This window comes from Thermomicrobium sp. (assembly GCF_053493975.1).
Window position 1 is genome coordinate 1 of sequence record NZ_JBRBZA010000040.1, and the last position, 15,332, is coordinate 15,332.

Below are 15,332 nucleotides of genomic sequence, written 5' to 3' on the forward strand. Positions count from 1 at the left end.
GGCAGCGCTCTGCGATCGCGGTATTCTGCTGACTCAAGGCGCCCAGCTCGATGGGACCTTCCGTTTCCACAAGGACGGGCAAGACATTGCGCAATTCGCACTCGTCTCGGCCTTCAGCGAGTACACCGTCTGTCCCGTCGATTCGGTGATCGAGATCGATCCCGATCTCCCGCTCGATCGCGCCTGCTTGGTCGGCTGTGCGGTGCCCACCGGCTGGGGTGCGGCCGTCAACCGGGCACGCGTGCGGCCCGGGGAGACGGTGGCCATCTTCGGGACGGGCGGGGTGGGGATGAATGCCGTGCAAGGAGCAGCTCTGGCGGGTGCCGAGAAGGTCATCGCCATCGATCTGGTGGACTGGAAACTCGAGAAGGCCAGGGAATTCGGCGCGACCCACACGATCAATGCATCCCGAGAGGATCCCGTGCAGCGGGTACTCGATATCACGCATGGCGTGGGAGCCGACGCGGTCTTGTTGACGGTTTCCCTGGTGACGGCGGACATCATCGGGCAGGGTGTGCGGGCGACGCGCAAAGCGGGGCGAACGGTCATCGTCGGCGCGTCGGATCGCCGGATGGATCGCATGAACATCACTCCGTACGACTTCATGTTGCTCGCGAAAGAGATCGTTGGAACCATCTTCGGGCATAACGTGCCGCGGGTGGATATCCCTCGACTTTTGGAACTGTTCAAGGACGGAAAACTGAAGCTGGACGAGCTCGTGACGAAGCGCTATCGCTTCGAGGAGATCAATCGAGCGTTCCTCGATCTCGGGGAGGGTAGGCTGCTGCGGGGGGTATTGGTATTCGATTGAGTGGAGAGGGTTTTGGATAGGTTTCGCGCTGGAACGGCGCCATGGTGCTGACTTGCAAAGAGCGAACCCGTACCAGTTGTCGGTTCTTCTCTGGGGAACGGTGGTGGCGGGGAAGCGTAGCCAGCAGCACTGACTGGCGAGGTGATTGACAGGAACCTGTCGAGTGGCTATAGTGACTCTTGCTATGGGTGGCGTTTCGCTTCGGCACCAGGTTTGGTTCGCGTACTACTTTACCTCGCCGGCGTTGCTGGCGGGGTGCCGGGTGCTGAAGCGCTGAACCCGTAGCCCACAAGCCAGCGACGCCGGCGGGCAGAGGTGACACCTCTGCCCGTTTCGTTTTGGAGCGAGGACACCGATGGGAAGGGAGGATCGAGTAATGATCGTCCGCTTGCGCCCTGGGACGGATGAACAGGAAAGCGAAGCTCTTGCCGCCGCCTTACGTCGTGCAGGATTGGACGTGACGCTGCTCGCGCTCGGTGGAACCCCGGTTCTAAGTGTCAACGGGCGGGCGGTACCAGCGGAAGTCGAACAAGAGTTGCTTCGCCATCCAGCGGTGGAAAGGCTGCTTCGACCGGACCAACCGTACTGTTTGGCTGCCCGCTCGTCTCGTCCCGAAGGCACCGTGGTGCGTGTCGGACCGGTGGAGATCGGTGCGAAGCAGCCGGTGATCATCGCTGGCCCCTGTACTGTGGAAAATCGCGACCAACTCTTTCGGATCGCAGAGGCTGTCCGGGAGGCTGGTGGCTCGATGCTCCGCGGTGGTGCCTTCAAACCTCGCACGTCTCCGTACAGTTTCCAAGGTCTCGGGGAGCGCGGACTGGAACTCCTCGCTGAAGCCCGCGAAAAGACAGGTCTCCCGATCGTCACGGAAGTCTTGGATACCGAACTGGTCGAGTTGGTCGCTCGGTATGCCGATATGCTGCAGATCGGTAGCCGGAACATGATGAACTTCGCCCTCCTGAGGAAAGTTGCGGCGACCGGGAAACCCGTACTCCTCAAGCGTGGCTTTGCGGCGACGATCGAAGAGTGGCTCTTGGCAGCTGAGTATCTTCTGGCCGGTGGTAACGATCAGGTCGTGTTGTGTGAGCGGGGGGTCCGCAGTTTCGAACCAGCAACTCGCTTCATGCTCGACCTGAATGCGGTCCCGCTCGTACGGCAACTGAGTCACTTGCCGATCATCGTCGATCCGAGCCATGGAACGGGACTGCGAGAGCTGGTTCCACCGATGTCGTTGGCAGCTATCGCTGCTGGGGCGCACGGGATCATCGTGGAGGTTCACACGGCGCCTGAGGCAGCCCTGGTCGATGGTCGGCAATCGATCGATCCAACCACGCTCGCCAGCATCGTTCGGCGAGTTCGGATGCTCAGGGAAACGATCGAGGAGTTGGTTGCGGTCTAATTCACAACAGGGCGAGTGACGGTAACCCATCGCGTGCTGCTCGCATCGCGTGGTCGATCAATGTCACGGTTTCCTGGCCGGGAGACTGGTTTCGGAAGGAGGTGGCAGTGGAAGCGCGAGCAGACTGTGCGATGAGGACTCGCTCGATCAGGTCAAGGAGTGCGCGCGGTGCGACATCATCGATGGCAACGGGGGCCACATCGGCGTAGGCAGCGAGAAAGACAGTGAGGAAGCGCGCTCGCTCCTCTGGTGGCAGAAAGCGGAGCTCCGGCAGCAGGCACGCGAGGTCGACTGCGGCTGGACGTCGGGCAAGGTGTTCCCAACAAAAAGCCGTTGCGATCTCACCGGAATCCTCGTAGAGCGTGGGCAATCGCAGGCAGCCGACGGTAGGTACCAGGGCTGGCGAGTGATCGAGTTCCTGATCGATCCAATCCAGTGCACGCTCCACCGAACTCCGTAGCGGGTCGTCGAAGTCGCGAGCCATCGCTGCGAGTTGGCTGAGGCGCTGTTCGTCGGTTGGTGATGCAGGTTGCAGCGTGGTGATGGGCTCGAATGCATGCGTCGGTGTCGAGTGCAATCGCGCGAAAAACCGTGCGAGACTGACTGCGGCAGCGCTCACTCGCCAGGGAGCAGCGGCTCGTCGCAACTCGTCATCGAAATTGGTGCCTTGTGGTACTTGAAAGAGCAAGACGAGTCGATAGGGATCCGCGGCTGTTGCCAGCAGGACTGGTGCTGGCAGAGTCGTTGCAGCCGCAGCGGCATAGCGCTCGGGCGCAGTAAATTCGGTACCCTCGCGGTCGAGTACCAAGACAGCGAAAGCCAGCTGTTCGTGCGTCGGCGAAAGGTGAGCCTCCACACGCCAAAAGCCGCGGTGTACATGGGGCTGCGCCGACATGCGGACGAGACGCACCTTGCGCCCGGGATGGAGCTGCGCGAGCGCTCTCTCGAGTAATGGCCACAGCGGACTGGACTGTGCTGACACGGCGAAAACTCCTTGCCGATTCCGTTCGGAACGTGAGTATACGCCCCGCGCAAACCGAGGGTCGTCAGTCCGAGGACAGGTAGAATCGTTCTTCGCAGCCTCGTGGTGTGCGGGGAGCGGGCGTGCGGATTCTCGTCGTGTCACCAGTGTTGCCTTATCCGAATCACTCAGGAGGCGCGATCCGCATCGCGCAGCTCCTCCGTGCCTTGGCTCGTGAACACGACGTGACGCTGCTCGCGAGCAAGCCCGCGCGACTCGATCCAGAGGAAGCGCGAAGAGCGCTCGCTCCGATCGCCGTGATACCAGTTTCCGTTGGCTGGGTGATCGGTGAAGGACCGACGAGAGCAAAGCGGCTGTGGCAGTCACGATCGCTCGTTTCCTCACGATCGGCTCTCTACTGGATGCTGGCGGGTCCTTTGCTCGACGAACTCCGGCGCCTGGACTGGCAGCGTTTCGACATTGTTCAGGTCGAATACAGTCCTCTCGGCTTGCTGCCCCTGCCACGATCCTTGCCTCTCGTCATCGATGGGCACAATATCGAGCATCGGGTGCTGGAGCGGATCAGCCAGCGTTCCGGATGGTTGCGCGGTCTCTGGATGCGTCGCGAGTGCCAGCGCGTGCGGCGAGAGGAGATCACAGCTTGGCGGCGGGCATCGCTCTGTCTTGCGGTCTCGCGGGTCGAAGCGGAAGAAATGCGTCGATGCGGTGCTCGGCGTGTCGCGGTGATCCCGAACGGGGTGGATGTGAGGCAGATGCCCTTTCTCCCCTTCGATGCCGCTGAACCCGATCACATCGTCTTCGTGGGCAATCTCCGCTACTGGCCGAACGTCGAAGGCGTACTCTGGTTCGTTCGCGAGGTCTGGCCAGCGATCCGTGCGCGCATTCCTTCGGCGCGTTTCAGTATCGTCGGCTACGACCCCCCATCCGCTCTTGGGGTGCTGTCAGCGATCGACGGAGTCCGTCTCATCGGTACTGTACCAGTTGTGACGCCCTGGCTCGCCCGAGCGAGTGTCGTTGTCGTGCCGCTCCGGGCGGGCAGTGGGACGCGTCTCAAGATCCTGGAAGCGTTCGCGGCTGGTCGTCCCGTCGTGACGACCAGCCTGGGTCTCGAAGGGATCGATGCTGAGCCGGGTCGTCATGTCCTGGTCGCGGACGATGCGGCGTCCTTCGGGTCCGCAGTGGTCGACCTTCTCTCTTCGTCCCACCACCGTGCGGCGCTGGCCGCAGAGGCTCGTCGATTGGTCGAGCGGTCGTATGACTGGGACCGGATCGGCGAGCAGTTGCTTGCAGTCTACCGACAGTTCGCTTTGGAAACGTGGACCGGGTAGTAAATCCACCCCTCGACGAAGGCTTCCTCTGGAAGCGGGCAGCCGAGCAGTTCCTCCCGCACGACCCACCACGCAGTGATCGCGGCGACGAGGGCGTCCAGAGCATCGCCGCCCGGATCGTCCAGTGCAAGGCTCGCGAGGGGGCTCGGCAGATCGAGCCCGAGCCGAGTGAGTCCCGTGAGGATGTCGCGCCGACACTGCCGTCGATGGAGATCGGTGCCCTTGTATCGACGATTGGGTAAGCCGAGTTCGCGAAGGGACACGCTGGGACAAACTTCGAACAGAAACGGACGGTCCTCTCGCCATCGTTCGAAGGGGGCGACGGCGATAGCGTCAGCAACGACGAGTGGATGAAGGACATCGCGCAGCCAGCTGTGCGTCTGCCGATAGATACGCAGATTGGTCGGTGCGAAGGGGGCGCGAGCGACGCGATCGGTCAAGCGCTTTCGTTCCCTCCCGCGTGCATCCCTTCCTGCCTGCCGCAGCTGCTCGGCGTCCGCAAAACGGCTGGGGTAGCTGAGTAGCCAGGTGCGCCAGGGGGCAGTGCTGGAGGGCAGCGGAAGTCCGAAGCATGCATCGCAGGCGACGATCGAGGGTCCGCTGGCGGCGATGATCCGAGTGAGGACAGCAGAGGCATTCGCGAGTCGCCGATCGGCAAGCGTTTCGATCGGTGCGAGCGTCTCGATGTGGAGCTGGTCGTTGTCAGCGTTTCCAAAAGCGAGCCAGATTTTGCGACTCGCGTCGCGTGCCGCACTGAAATCGATGCCGATGATGCGCATGGGGTCACTCTCCGAGTCGCTCCTCCAGTTCGCGATCGAGCGCCGCGGCGAGGCGAGCGAAAGCGGGCGGGTGCTGCTGGGCGAGAATAGCCTGCACCAGAGGGCGCAGATCCAACTCGATCGTCTGCGCGATGCGCAGCACTGGGCCAGTGGGGCGCTCGATCCACGTTCCACCGTAGGCGCGGCGGAAGGTCTCTCCCACATAGGCGACCAGGGGAAACTCGAGGTTCGAGAGATCGTCTGGGCGTTCGCTCCCATAGACGCGGGAGAGATGGAGCCACTCGTCGAGGAGATCATCGAGAACCGCCAGCGACGCGAGCGAGAAATCGAGTTTTTGGCCGGTCATCCCGACGACACGATCGGCAAAATCGCTGGCGAGCTTTACCCAGTGATCCATCGCGGCACCCTCTCCGGAGTGTACCTTGTGGAGCAATGGTCGTCCGGCACACCGCAGTGCGGGTTTCCATTCATCCATGCACGATTGCGGAGATGGGATGTCGTCGGAACGACGCCTGAGACGATCGATGGTTGCAGCGTTTCGCCGGAGACGATCGCGCATCGGTCGCTCCATCGGCCGGATCTGCACGACTCGGGTCAGGAGCTGTTATTCTGCGCTTTGGGAGTGAGCGGAAGGGGGAAGTAGGGTCATGCACCCGGAACGGAGCGTTCTCTCGGTGCCGGGCGGGCGGCCTGAGCTGTTCGAGAAGGCCTTGCGGTCCGATGCTGATCTGGTCTTCTTGGATCTCGAGGATTCGGTCGCTGAGACTGCGAAAGCAGAAGCACGGCGCAACGTCGTTCGCGCCGTGAACGAGTTGGATTGGCGCGGCCGACCGCGTGCCGTGCGGATCAATGCTCTCGATTCGCCATATTGTTATCGCGATCTCCTGGAACTGCTCGAAGGAGCTGGTCATCGGATCGATCTCATCATCGTCCCGAAAGTCGATCGACCAGAACACGTCCATACGATCGATAGCTTGCTCGATCAACTCGAGGCAGCGGGTGGAATCGGGCATCGTGTGCAGCTGGAGGTACAGCTGGAGACGGCGAGCGGCATCCTCCACGCTGGGAGTATCGCAGGCGCATGCGAGCGCCTCCGCGCGCTCGTCTTCGGTCCGGGCGACTATGCGGCCTCGGTCGGCATGCCGATGAGTGCGATCGGTATGGAGGACGAGTGGGACGCTGCCTACGGGGCGCCCCGGCTTCATTATCCCATGCACCAACTGCTGGTAGCCGCTCGAGCCTACGGGCTCCGTGCTATCGACGGACCGTATGCGGATTATCGTGACAACGAGGGACTACGGCGAGCAGCCCGCCGAGCACGCGCGCTGGGGTACGACGGCAAGTGGTGCATTCATCCGGCACAGATCTCGATCGTCAACGAGGTCTTCACGCCGACCGACGCGGAGATCGCGTGGGCGAAAGAGGTGCTCAAGGCGTATCACGAGGCTGAACGTCAGCGTCGTGGGGCACTGGCGGTGGGGTCGACGATGATCGACGCAGCGAGCGTGCGGATGGCTGAGAGTACGCTCGCCCGTGCGCGGGCTGCAGGGCGAGGTTTTTGAGACCTGGCCCTCTCGCAGCAGTTCCGACCGGCTGTCGGTCGGTGCGTGCGTGCGCCCATTGTCTGGGATGACTTCTTCCGATCGCTCTCTCGCGCGTGGTCTCCCCAACCCAGGATCAGTCGCTGGTTCGCGTCGAGCCCGGCCGACCGTGTGTCTGGTCGGCTGGATGGTTGCCACGGCTGCTCGCCCGCTGGTTGTCCCTCGGTAGAAGAACAGCGTCGGGCACTACTGAGGGGTACGGGTCGGTACGATTGCTCGCTGGGCGAGATCATGCTAGGGTTCGAGCGAGGCGCCCATGCCGGGGAGGGGTGAACGGGTAGGGTAGCCCGGAGAGGCAGGCGGGAGGCCGTGCGTGTCGTTCGACCTGTGGCTGTGGCTGCTGGTCCTGGTGAGTGCGCTGCTCCTCGTGACGATCGAGTTGACCGAGGACTATCTCGAGCAGGATTGGCCGCGCGTCCGTCGACCAGCCGATGGTTGGGTCTCGTCGGACAGCGTTCGCCTTCTCTGGACAGCAGTCGGCATCCTAGTGTTTCCCGGCATCGTACTCCTGCTCATGAATCTGGCAGTCATAGTTTGGCGTGAACTCGGTATGACGCCGGTCTTGCTGCTGGGGAGCATCCTACTTGCGTTCGGTTGGGCGGCGTACCTTCTTCTGATCAGCCAGATTGCTGGTGTGGATCAGTACCTGGAGGGCATCGGTATCACGTTACCACTCGCGATCGTCGCTGTGCTCTTCGTCGGTGATCTCTTGCTGCTGGTGTCCTTGATCAGTGTGCTGCCGGACGTTTCTCTACGGGGGATCGTTCCATGACGTCAGCGAACGACTGCTCACCCTGCCCGTTTCCCGCAACGCTAGGACGATCATCGAGGTAGAAGGTCATGCTTTGGAGAGCGCTGATGGGATCGATTTCTCGTACGGTGACTTCTGGCGGGACGTGGAGTACGGTCGGCGCATAGTTGAGAATCGCGCGCACTCCGCCAGCCACGAGCTTCTCGGCCACTTCTTGCGCTGCCTCGGGCGGTACGGCGATGATGCCGATACGGATGCCTTGCTCGCGGACCACCCGCTCGATTTCGGTCGCCGGTAGGACGACGACACCGTTGGCGATCTGTCCGATATGCTCGGGGCTCTTAGCGAAGATCGCCGTGATGCGGAAACCATTGGGTTCGAACTCGCCGTAGTGCGCGATGGCTTGGCCGAGTTTGCCGTAACCGACGAGTGCCACGTTCCAGAGACGATCGAGGTGAAGGACACCCTCCAACTCGCGAATGAGTGCGGCCACCGGATAGCCGTAACCTTGCTTGCCGAAGCGACCGAAATACGAGAGGTCACGTCGGATCTGCGCAGCGGTGACGCCGAGCACCTGAGCCAGTTCCTCGGAGGAGACCGTGCGGTACCCCGCTCGTTGGAGTTGCCGCAGCGTTCGCAAGTAGAGCGGCAAGCGCCGGACGACGATGTCCGGAACTGGTCCGTTGCGCACGCCCTCTCGCCCCCCGTCTCCGTTCGAAACTCGTGAGAACGATCACGATGCGTTGCGTAGCGCAACTGTACCAGGATGGCCGGTCGCGCGACAACGTGATGTCAGCCATGGAACCAGTTGGCAATGGGTAAGCGGCGATCGCGTCCGAAGGCACGCGGCGTCAGCTTGACGCCTGGTGCCGCTTGTCGACGCTTGTATTCGGCGCGATCGACCATCATGATGACGCGGTCGACGATTTCAGGATCGAATCCATGCCGGATCAATTCCTCTCGGCTGAGATCCTGCTCGACGTAGAGCTCCAGGAGTGGATCGAGAATTTCGAAGGGCGGGAGCGTATCGACGTCCTTCTGGTTCGGACGAAGTTCCGCAGACGGTGGCTTGACGAAGACACGTTCGGGAATGACCGGCGAGATGCTGTTGCGATAGCGCGCGAGTTGGTAGACGAGGAGTTTCGGGACATCTTTGAGGACGGCGAAGCCCCCTGCCATATCTCCGTAAAGCGTCGCATAGCCACAGGCCATTTCGGACTTGTTCCCAGTGGTGAGCACGATCGGACCGAAGCGATTGGAATACGTCATGAGAATCGTGCCGCGGATGCGCGCCTGCAGATTTTCGTCTGCCACATCCGGCTCCTCTGACTGATTACCGAGCGGTGCCAGCACGTCGCGGAAGACGCGATGAATCGGATCGATCGGTACGATCAGAAAGCGAATACCGAGGTTTCGGGCCAGCGCTTCGGCATCCTCGATGCTGTGGCGCGAGGAGTATCGGCTGGGCATCGAGAGGCCGGTGACATTCTCCGGACCGAGAGCGTCTGCGGCGATGCATGCTGTCAGGGACGAATCGATCCCTCCAGACAACCCGATCACAGCACTGCGGAATCCGGTTTTGCGTACATAGCCGCGAACACCGGTGACGAGAGCCTGGTAGACTTCCGCGACGCCCTCCAGAGGCGTGCGTGGCCGCTGGACGCTCTCCGGCAAGGGTGGGAGCTGATCGCCAGGCACGGGTAGGGGAATCTCGCGATCGGCCACCGGCAGCGCTGGTTGCGCCTCTGCTCGGGCGAGCCAGCGTCGGCGCGGGTCGTGCAGCCAGCTCGCGAGCACGCGCGTGATCGGAAGGTCGACGACGATGAGGTCCTCTTCGAAGGATGCGCCGCGAGCGAGGATCGTCCCGTTGGGGTCGAGCACGATGCTGTTGCCGTCGAAGACCAGCTCGTCCTGCCCACCGACCATGTTGACGTAAGCCAAATAGCAGCCGGCATCGGTGGCACGGGTCTGGAGCATCACCTGTCGCTGCAGCCACTTCCCGCGATGGTACGGCGAACCATTGATGTTGACGAGCAAGTCGATCCCGCGGGTAGCCAGGCTGCTGGCGGGTCCGATCGGGTACCAAATATCTTCGCAGATAGTGACACCGAACCGAAGATTGCCCCAGAGAAACCGAAACGTGTGACTTCCACGTGCGAAGTAGCGATCCTCGTCAAAGACACCATAGGTCGGGAGATGGTGTTTGGGGACAACGGCCACGATCTCGCCACGGGCCAGGAGAGCGGCCCCGTTATAGAGGATGCCGCTCTCGACCCATGGTAGGCCGACGATGAGGACGCGATCCGGTACGGCGTCGAGGAGGAGATGAAGCGCGCGGCGAGCTGCGTCGATGAAACTGACCTTGAGCAGCAGATCTTCTGGTGGGTAGCCGGTGATGGCGAGTTCGGGAAAGGCGACGATATGGGCACCGACTTGGGCCGCTTCCCGGGCGCGCTCGCGGATGAGGCGGACGTTTCCCGAGAAGTCACCGACTGTCGGATCGATCTGTGCGAGCGCGATCCGCCACGTGTCGCGCGTCATCTCCTTCACCACTCGCGGTACCTCCCCCTCGCGTCCATCGTTCGCTGTCGCTCAGTTTAGCAAGAGCGGTACTGCAGCCATGCCGTACAATTTGGAGAGAGTCCTCGAGTCGGCCCTTGGGGTTGCCGTGGAACGAGACGACGATGCTGCTCCAGCTGACGATTCGCAACATAGCGATCATCCGTGAGGTACAGTTGGATTTCGGCCCCGGACTGACGGCATTGACCGGCGAGACTGGTGCGGGGAAATCGATCCTGATCGATGCGCTTGGCCTCGTGCTCGGTGCCCGTGCCTCGAGTGATCTAGTCAGGAATGGAGCTCCTCGTGCCTGGGTCGAAGCGATTTTCGATCTCAGTGGGCGAGAGCAGGCAACCGACTTGCAGGCTTTGCTCTCGGGCCATGGGATCGACCTGGAGGATGGACAGCTGATTGTTTCGCGAGAGATTCAGGCCAGTGGACGCAGCGTCGCGCGCGTGAACGGACAGGCGATCCCGGCGAGTGTCCTCGCGGCGCTCGGAGCGAGACTGATGGATATTCACGGTCAGAGCGATCATCTCTCCTTGCTCCGTGCTGACCGGCAGCTCGAACTCTTGGATCGTTTCGCTGGTGTGCTCCCGCTCCGCAACGAGTTGGCACGGCTCGTGCGCGAGCTGCGTGCTGTTCGCCGGGAACTAGAGCAACTGCGGACGCGAACGAGGGAACGCGAGCAGCGACGCGATCTTCTGCGGTATCAGGTCGACGAGATCGCTCGTGCCCGCTTGCGTGTCGGCGAGGAAGAGGAGCTGGTGCTGGAGCGAAACCGCTTGCAGAATGCAGAGCGGTTGGCGTCGCTGGCAGCCGAGGTGGCGTCGAGCCTCGATGGTGACGAGTTCGCGCCCCTCGATGCGTTGCGTCGCGCGGTACTGCGCCTGGAAGAACTCGGGCGTTTGGATCCCGAGCAAAGGGGATTGGCCGATCAGCTCCGCGAGGCGCTGTATACGGTCGAAGAGGTAGTGCGGACCGCGCGCACCTATGCGGAAAGCGTCGAGGCCGATCCAGGCCGCTTGACGGTCATCGAAGAGCGGCTCGATCTCCTGAGACGGCTCAAGCGGAAATATGGGGCGACGGTCGAGGAGATCCTGGCATATGCCGAAGAGGCTCTGCGTGAACTGGCTGCATTGGAAACTGGTGAAGAGACGATCGCCGAGCTCGAGAGACGGGCGGACACGCTCGCTCGGGCCGTGGTCGAGCTGGCGCGCGAATTGAGTGCTCGGCGCCGTGCAGCCGCACGGGTGCTCGAGCAGGCGATGAGTGCAGCGATGCGGGATCTCCGGTTGGGACAAGGTTCCTTCGCGGTCGCGTTCGATCAGCCCGACGAAACTGGCAACGAGCAAGAGCGCGCCGCAGGCTGTGGCGAGACAGGATGGGATCGGATCGAGTTCTTGATCGCCCCCAATCCGGGCCAGGAATTGCGGCCGCTGGCGCGGGTCGCCTCCGGTGGGGAAATGGCTCGCCTGATGCTCGCACTGAAGTCGATCCTTTCGGAGGTCGATGAGACTCCGACCCTCGTGTTCGACGAGGTCGATGTCGGGATCGGGAGTCGGAGTGCGCAGGTCGTCGGGGAGCGACTTTGGCAGCTCTCCCGAGCGCATCAGGTCATCGTGATCAGTCACCTGCCGCAGATCGCAGCGTTCGCCGATCGGCATTACAAGATCACGAAGACTGTGGTGAACGGGCTGACGGAGACGGCGGTGCATGAGTTGGAAGGGGAAGCGCGCCTCGAGGAATTGGCCGCGATGCTCGATGGAATACCGGTTACCCCGGAGTCGCTGGCGAACGCGCGCGCGATGTTGGAACGGCTGGGGCGTCGAAAGCTGCAACTGGCTGGGGCAGGTGCTGGGACATGACGCGCGAGCGAATCAGCGAGAGTGCGTGAAGTTAGGAGGAAAGTGGTGCAGCCGAACATGCGTCTCTTGAAGCAAGTCCAAGAGCAGTTGGCGAAAATGCAGGCAGAACTTGCGGAGTTGGTCGTCGAAGGCTCGGCTGGGGGTGGTGCGGTGCGCGTCGAGCTGGACGGGTTGCGTCACGTGCGACGGGTCTCGATCGATCCGACGCTGGTCGAGGCCGGGGATACCGAGATGTTGGAGGACCTCGTTGCCGCGGCAGTCAACGATGCGCTGCGACGCGTGGAGGAGGCCGTGACGACCAAGATGGGTGCGCTGGCGGGCGGACTCGGGTTACCGTTCCCGGGGCTGTGAGGGGTTCGATGCAGATCGGACTGATGATCGAGGGACAGGAAGACGTCACGTGGCAGCGTTGGCTGCGGCTGATCGAACTGGCCGAGCGACTGGGCTTCGAGTCGCTCTGGCGATCGGACCATCTCTTTTCCGTGCTGGGTGTTCCCGAGCGGGAGACACTGGCCTTATGGCCATCGCTGACGGTGGTCGCACTGCGGAGCCAGCGGATCACCTTCGGGCAGTTGGTCTCACCGGTGAGCTTTCGTCATCCGGTCGAACTCGCTCAGCATGCGGTCGCGCTCGATCATGTGTCCGGCGGGCGATACGTTCTGGGTCTCGGAGCAGGATGGTACGAGCGTGAACATCAGGGGTTCGGCTTCCCGCTCTTGTCGGTCCGCGAGCGCTTGGATCGCTTGGCGGAAGCGTTGCAAGTGATCCAGCTTCTCTGGACCGGCGAAGAGGTTTCGTACGAGGGGCAGTATTTCCGGTTGGAGCGTGCCCAGCTTCGTCCACGACCCCGACAAGGGAATCGCGTGCCGATCGTGATCGGTGGTCGGGGTGAGCACCGGACGCTTCGGCTGGCAGCGCGGTATGCGAACGAGTGGAATGTCACCAACGTCGATCTCGTCGATCACCAGCGGAAGATCGAGCTCTTGCGGGAATATTGTCGCGAACAGGGTCGCGATCCTGACTCGATCGTCTGTTCGTGGATGGTGGCGCACATCATCGGGCGCGATCAGACGGAACTTTTGGAGCGGGCACGTAGGCTCGCGGTCTGGTTCCCGCAGTGGAGCGATCGGCCGCCAGAGGCGATCCTCGCGGAAGCGCGACGACGCAACTGGCTGGTGGGATCACCGGAAGAAGTGGTCGAACAGATCCGAACGCGGGCGCGTATCGGCGTGCAGCGGATCATGCTGCAGACGTTCGACCTCGATGATACCGAAGCACTGGCACTGTTCGCCCGTGAAGTCGTGCCCGCTGTGGCGGATGCAGCGTGACAGGTGGTGTGGGGATTGCCCCCACACCACCCGAAATCGGCTGAGCCTCGTAGAGGTGCTCAATCTCCACGACGCTCCAGATCGGTCAAGACTTGCAGTGCACAGTTGCGTCCGGGGGCTCCGAAAACTGCTCCACCTGGCCAGGCTCCCGAGCCACAGAGGTAGAGTCGCTCGATAGGAGATTCGTAACCGGAGAAGCCGGGGGCCGGGCGGAAGACGAACATCTGATCAGGCGTGATCTCGCCATGAAAGATGTTTCCGCCGGTGATGCCGATGACATCTTCGATATCGCGCGGGCCGAGGACGCTCATGTACTCGATCGCATCCCAGATGTTGGGCGCATATTCGGCGAGCGTATCGATGATGGTGCGACCGATCTCGTCTTTGCGTTCCTCCCAGGTGCCTTCAGCCAGGTCGTACGGTGCGTATTGGACGTACAGGGACATGACGTGCTTGCCGGGCGGGGCGAGACCGTCCTCGGTCGCTGACTGGATGTAGCAGTCCATGAACGGTCGAGCAGATGGTCGGCCGTGCTTGCAGTCTTCCCAAGCTCGTTCGAGGTAGTCGATCGAGGGGTTGATGACGATCCCACCGGTGTGCTGGGGGCCGATCTCGGTTCCGGGCAAACAGCGGAAGTTCGGCAGCTGGTTCAATCCCAGGAGTACCTTGACGACCGAGCCTTTGACTTTCATGCGTGCGATCGCGTCGCGGAAGGAAGCCGGCAGAGCGTTCGCTGGGACCATTCGGAGGAAGGTTCGCTGGGGGTCGGCATTGGAGAGGATGACGCGCGCTGAGAAGCGTCGTCCGTCGGAAAGCCGGGCACCACGGGCCGCTCCGTCGCTGACGTCGATCTCAGCGACTTCAGCATTCGTGAGGATCGTCACGCCGTGATCGCGGCAGAAGCCGGCGAGCGCTTCGGCGATGCTGCCCATCCCGCCGCGGACGAAGCCCCACGCACCTTGGTGACCGTTGAGATTCCCCAAGAGATGATGAAACTTCACATAGGCACTGCCAGGTGACTTGGGGCCGAGGTTCACACCGATCACACCACCAGTACAGAGGGGAGCCTTGATTTCCTCGCTCTCGAAAAACGTGTCCAACACTTCAGCGATGCTCTTGAGGAGCAGTGTGCGGAGATCCTCCAGCCCGTCCGGCCCGTCGAATGCTCGTTCGAGTTCGGTGAGCGTCGGTGCTGGACGCAGAATGAATGGCCGGAAGCGAGCGATCATGCGGTTCCACATGGCCCAGTAGTCATGCCATCGTTCCGCATCGCGTCGAGAGAACTTGGCTAATTCTTCGTGGGTCCGTCGTTCGTCGAGAAAGACCATGAGGTAACGCCCATCCGGGAAAGGAACGAAATATTGTGGATCGAAGGGACGGACCTCGTAACCGTACTTCGGCATCTCCAGGTCGCGGACTACTTCGGGAAGAAGCAGGCTGCATACATAGGAGCAAGTGGATAGACGGTAACCAGGGAAATGTTCCTCGGTGACGGTCGCTCCACCGATGATCGGACGTCGTTCGAGAACGAGCACCCGCTTACCAGCTTTGGCCAGGTAGCCGGCTGCGATCAGACCGTTGTGCCCGGATCCGATGACGATCGCATCGTACTGAGGTCCTGCCATGATGCCTCCTCGGTATCTCGCACGATCCATCCCGCCTAAAACCATCGTGACGCATCGTGCGAAGATGTGCAAGCCCAGATTCGCCGTCGATCGAGCGAAGGACACGGAGGTGCCACGAAGCATACAGGGTCGTGCAGCGCAGCGCGGTGTCAGCGCGGATGGGCTTTCGTGACGACGAGTTGCTCAGTGCGGCTGTCCGTTGCCTGTCGGCGAATACTCTCCCACTCGACATGCGGAGAGAAGCACACGACAGGTATCAATCCGCTGTCGAGAGACGATCACGACTATCTGCCAGCGAAAA

General features: G+C 62.2%; 14 protein-coding genes. 8 read left to right on the plus strand and 6 right to left on the minus strand.

Features of this window, described 5'->3' with window-relative positions; all coding sequences use genetic code 11:
* Together ACWIVK_RS07160 and aroF are read left to right on the plus strand one after the other, a co-directional pair.
* Positions 1–811 (plus strand): zinc-binding dehydrogenase (locus ACWIVK_RS07160; protein WP_448575959.1); only part of this gene is annotated, 811 nt, incomplete at its 5' end.
* Between the two features lie 376 nt (positions 812–1,187).
* Positions 1,188–2,210, plus strand: coding sequence for a 3-deoxy-7-phosphoheptulonate synthase (gene aroF / locus ACWIVK_RS07165; protein WP_448575960.1), 1,023 nt, complete (start codon positions 1,188–1,190; stop codon positions 2,208–2,210).
* 1 nt (position 2,211) lies between these two features.
* Here the strand turns inward: aroF and ACWIVK_RS07170 are convergent, their stop codons facing one another.
* Positions 2,212–3,192 carry a hypothetical protein gene (locus ACWIVK_RS07170; RefSeq protein ID WP_448575961.1) on the minus strand — a complete coding sequence of 327 codons (981 nt, stop codon included), beginning with the start codon at positions 3,190–3,192 and terminating at the stop codon, positions 2,212–2,214.
* A 122-nt stretch (positions 3,193–3,314) separates the two neighbouring features.
* Here ACWIVK_RS07170 and ACWIVK_RS07175 point away from each other — a divergent pair, with 122 nt between their 5' ends.
* Positions 3,315–4,520 (plus strand): glycosyltransferase, encoded by a 1,206-nt coding sequence (locus ACWIVK_RS07175; RefSeq protein ID WP_448575962.1) that lies wholly within the window; start codon positions 3,315–3,317, stop codon positions 4,518–4,520.
* Here the strand turns inward: ACWIVK_RS07175 and ACWIVK_RS07180 are convergent.
* Together ACWIVK_RS07180 and ACWIVK_RS07185 are read right to left on the minus strand one after the other, a co-directional pair.
* On the minus strand, positions 4,484–5,299 hold the full coding sequence (locus tag ACWIVK_RS07180) for a DUF429 domain-containing protein (protein WP_448575963.1): 816 nt from the start codon (positions 5,297–5,299) through the stop codon (positions 4,484–4,486). The genes ACWIVK_RS07175 and ACWIVK_RS07180 overlap by 37 nt on opposite strands.
* Before the next feature lie 4 nt (positions 5,300–5,303).
* The gene (locus tag ACWIVK_RS07185) at positions 5,304–5,696 is read right to left on the minus strand and encodes a hypothetical protein (protein WP_448575964.1); all 393 of its coding nucleotides are present in this window, start codon (positions 5,694–5,696) and stop codon (positions 5,304–5,306) included.
* A 250-nt stretch (positions 5,697–5,946) separates the two neighbouring features.
* Here ACWIVK_RS07185 and ACWIVK_RS07190 point away from each other — a divergent pair, with 250 nt between their 5' ends.
* On the plus strand, positions 5,947–6,861 hold the full coding sequence (locus ACWIVK_RS07190; RefSeq protein ID WP_448575965.1) for an HpcH/HpaI aldolase/citrate lyase family protein: 915 nt from the start codon (positions 5,947–5,949) through the stop codon (positions 6,859–6,861).
* Positions 6,862–7,213: 352 nt separating this feature from the next.
* Entirely contained in the window at positions 7,214–7,672 is a 459-nt protein-coding gene (locus ACWIVK_RS07195; RefSeq protein ID WP_448575966.1) for a hypothetical protein, read from the plus strand.
* On the opposite strand, the gene ACWIVK_RS07200 is transcribed toward ACWIVK_RS07195, so the two are convergent.
* Complete coding sequence (locus tag ACWIVK_RS07200) at positions 7,629–8,342, minus strand: redox-sensing transcriptional repressor Rex (RefSeq protein ID WP_448575967.1); 714 nt, start codon at positions 8,340–8,342, stop codon at positions 7,629–7,631. The genes ACWIVK_RS07195 and ACWIVK_RS07200 overlap by 44 nt on opposite strands.
* A 101-nt stretch (positions 8,343–8,443) precedes the next feature.
* Entirely contained in the window at positions 8,444–10,192 is a 1,749-nt protein-coding gene (locus ACWIVK_RS07205) for an NAD+ synthase (RefSeq protein ID WP_448575968.1), read from the minus strand.
* A 143-nt stretch (positions 10,193–10,335) separates the two neighbouring features.
* Here ACWIVK_RS07205 and recN point away from each other — a divergent pair, with 143 nt between their 5' ends.
* From recN to ACWIVK_RS07220, 3 genes are read left to right on the plus strand one after another with little or no spacing between them, the layout of a single operon-like run.
* The gene (gene recN, locus ACWIVK_RS07210) at positions 10,336–12,078 is read left to right on the plus strand and encodes a DNA repair protein RecN (RefSeq protein ID WP_448575969.1); all 1,743 of its coding nucleotides are present in this window, start codon (positions 10,336–10,338) and stop codon (positions 12,076–12,078) included.
* Between the two features lie 57 nt (positions 12,079–12,135).
* Positions 12,136–12,429, plus strand: coding sequence for a YbaB/EbfC family nucleoid-associated protein (locus tag ACWIVK_RS07215; protein WP_448576012.1), 294 nt, complete (start codon positions 12,136–12,138; stop codon positions 12,427–12,429).
* Between the two features lie 8 nt (positions 12,430–12,437).
* On the plus strand, positions 12,438–13,406 hold the full coding sequence (locus ACWIVK_RS07220; protein WP_448575970.1) for a TIGR03560 family F420-dependent LLM class oxidoreductase: 969 nt from the start codon (positions 12,438–12,440) through the stop codon (positions 13,404–13,406).
* A gap of 59 nt (positions 13,407–13,465) precedes the next feature.
* Here ACWIVK_RS07220 and ACWIVK_RS07225 read toward each other — a convergent pair whose 3' ends face one another.
* Entirely contained in the window at positions 13,466–15,031 is a 1,566-nt protein-coding gene (locus ACWIVK_RS07225; protein WP_448575971.1) for a phytoene desaturase family protein, read from the minus strand.
* Positions 15,032–15,332: the final 301 nt, after the last annotated feature.

Bases quoted from the DNA above. Each gene is read 5' to 3' on its own strand.
- ACWIVK_RS07220 (WP_448575970.1), top strand. From the start codon at position 12,438: ATGCAGATCGGACTGATGATCGAGGGACAGGAAGACGTCACGTGGCAG.
- ACWIVK_RS07185 (WP_448575964.1), bottom strand. From the start codon at position 5,696: ATGGATCACTGGGTAAAGCTCGCCAGCGATTTTGCCGATCGTGTCGTC.
- ACWIVK_RS07205 (WP_448575968.1), bottom strand. From the start codon at position 10,192: ATGACGCGCGACACGTGGCGGATCGCGCTCGCACAGATCGATCCGACA.
- ACWIVK_RS07225 (WP_448575971.1), bottom strand. From the start codon at position 15,031: ATGGCAGGACCTCAGTACGATGCGATCGTCATCGGATCCGGGCACAAC.
- ACWIVK_RS07190 (WP_448575965.1), top strand. From the start codon at position 5,947: ATGCACCCGGAACGGAGCGTTCTCTCGGTGCCGGGCGGGCGGCCTGAG.
- ACWIVK_RS07215 (WP_448576012.1), top strand. From the start codon at position 12,136: ATGCGTCTCTTGAAGCAAGTCCAAGAGCAGTTGGCGAAAATGCAGGCA.
- ACWIVK_RS07180 (WP_448575963.1), bottom strand. From the start codon at position 5,299: ATGCGCATCATCGGCATCGATTTCAGTGCGGCACGCGACGCGAGTCGC.
- aroF (WP_448575960.1), top strand. From the start codon at position 1,188: ATGATCGTCCGCTTGCGCCCTGGGACGGATGAACAGGAAAGCGAAGCT.
- recN (WP_448575969.1), top strand. From the start codon at position 10,336: ATGCTGCTCCAGCTGACGATTCGCAACATAGCGATCATCCGTGAGGTA.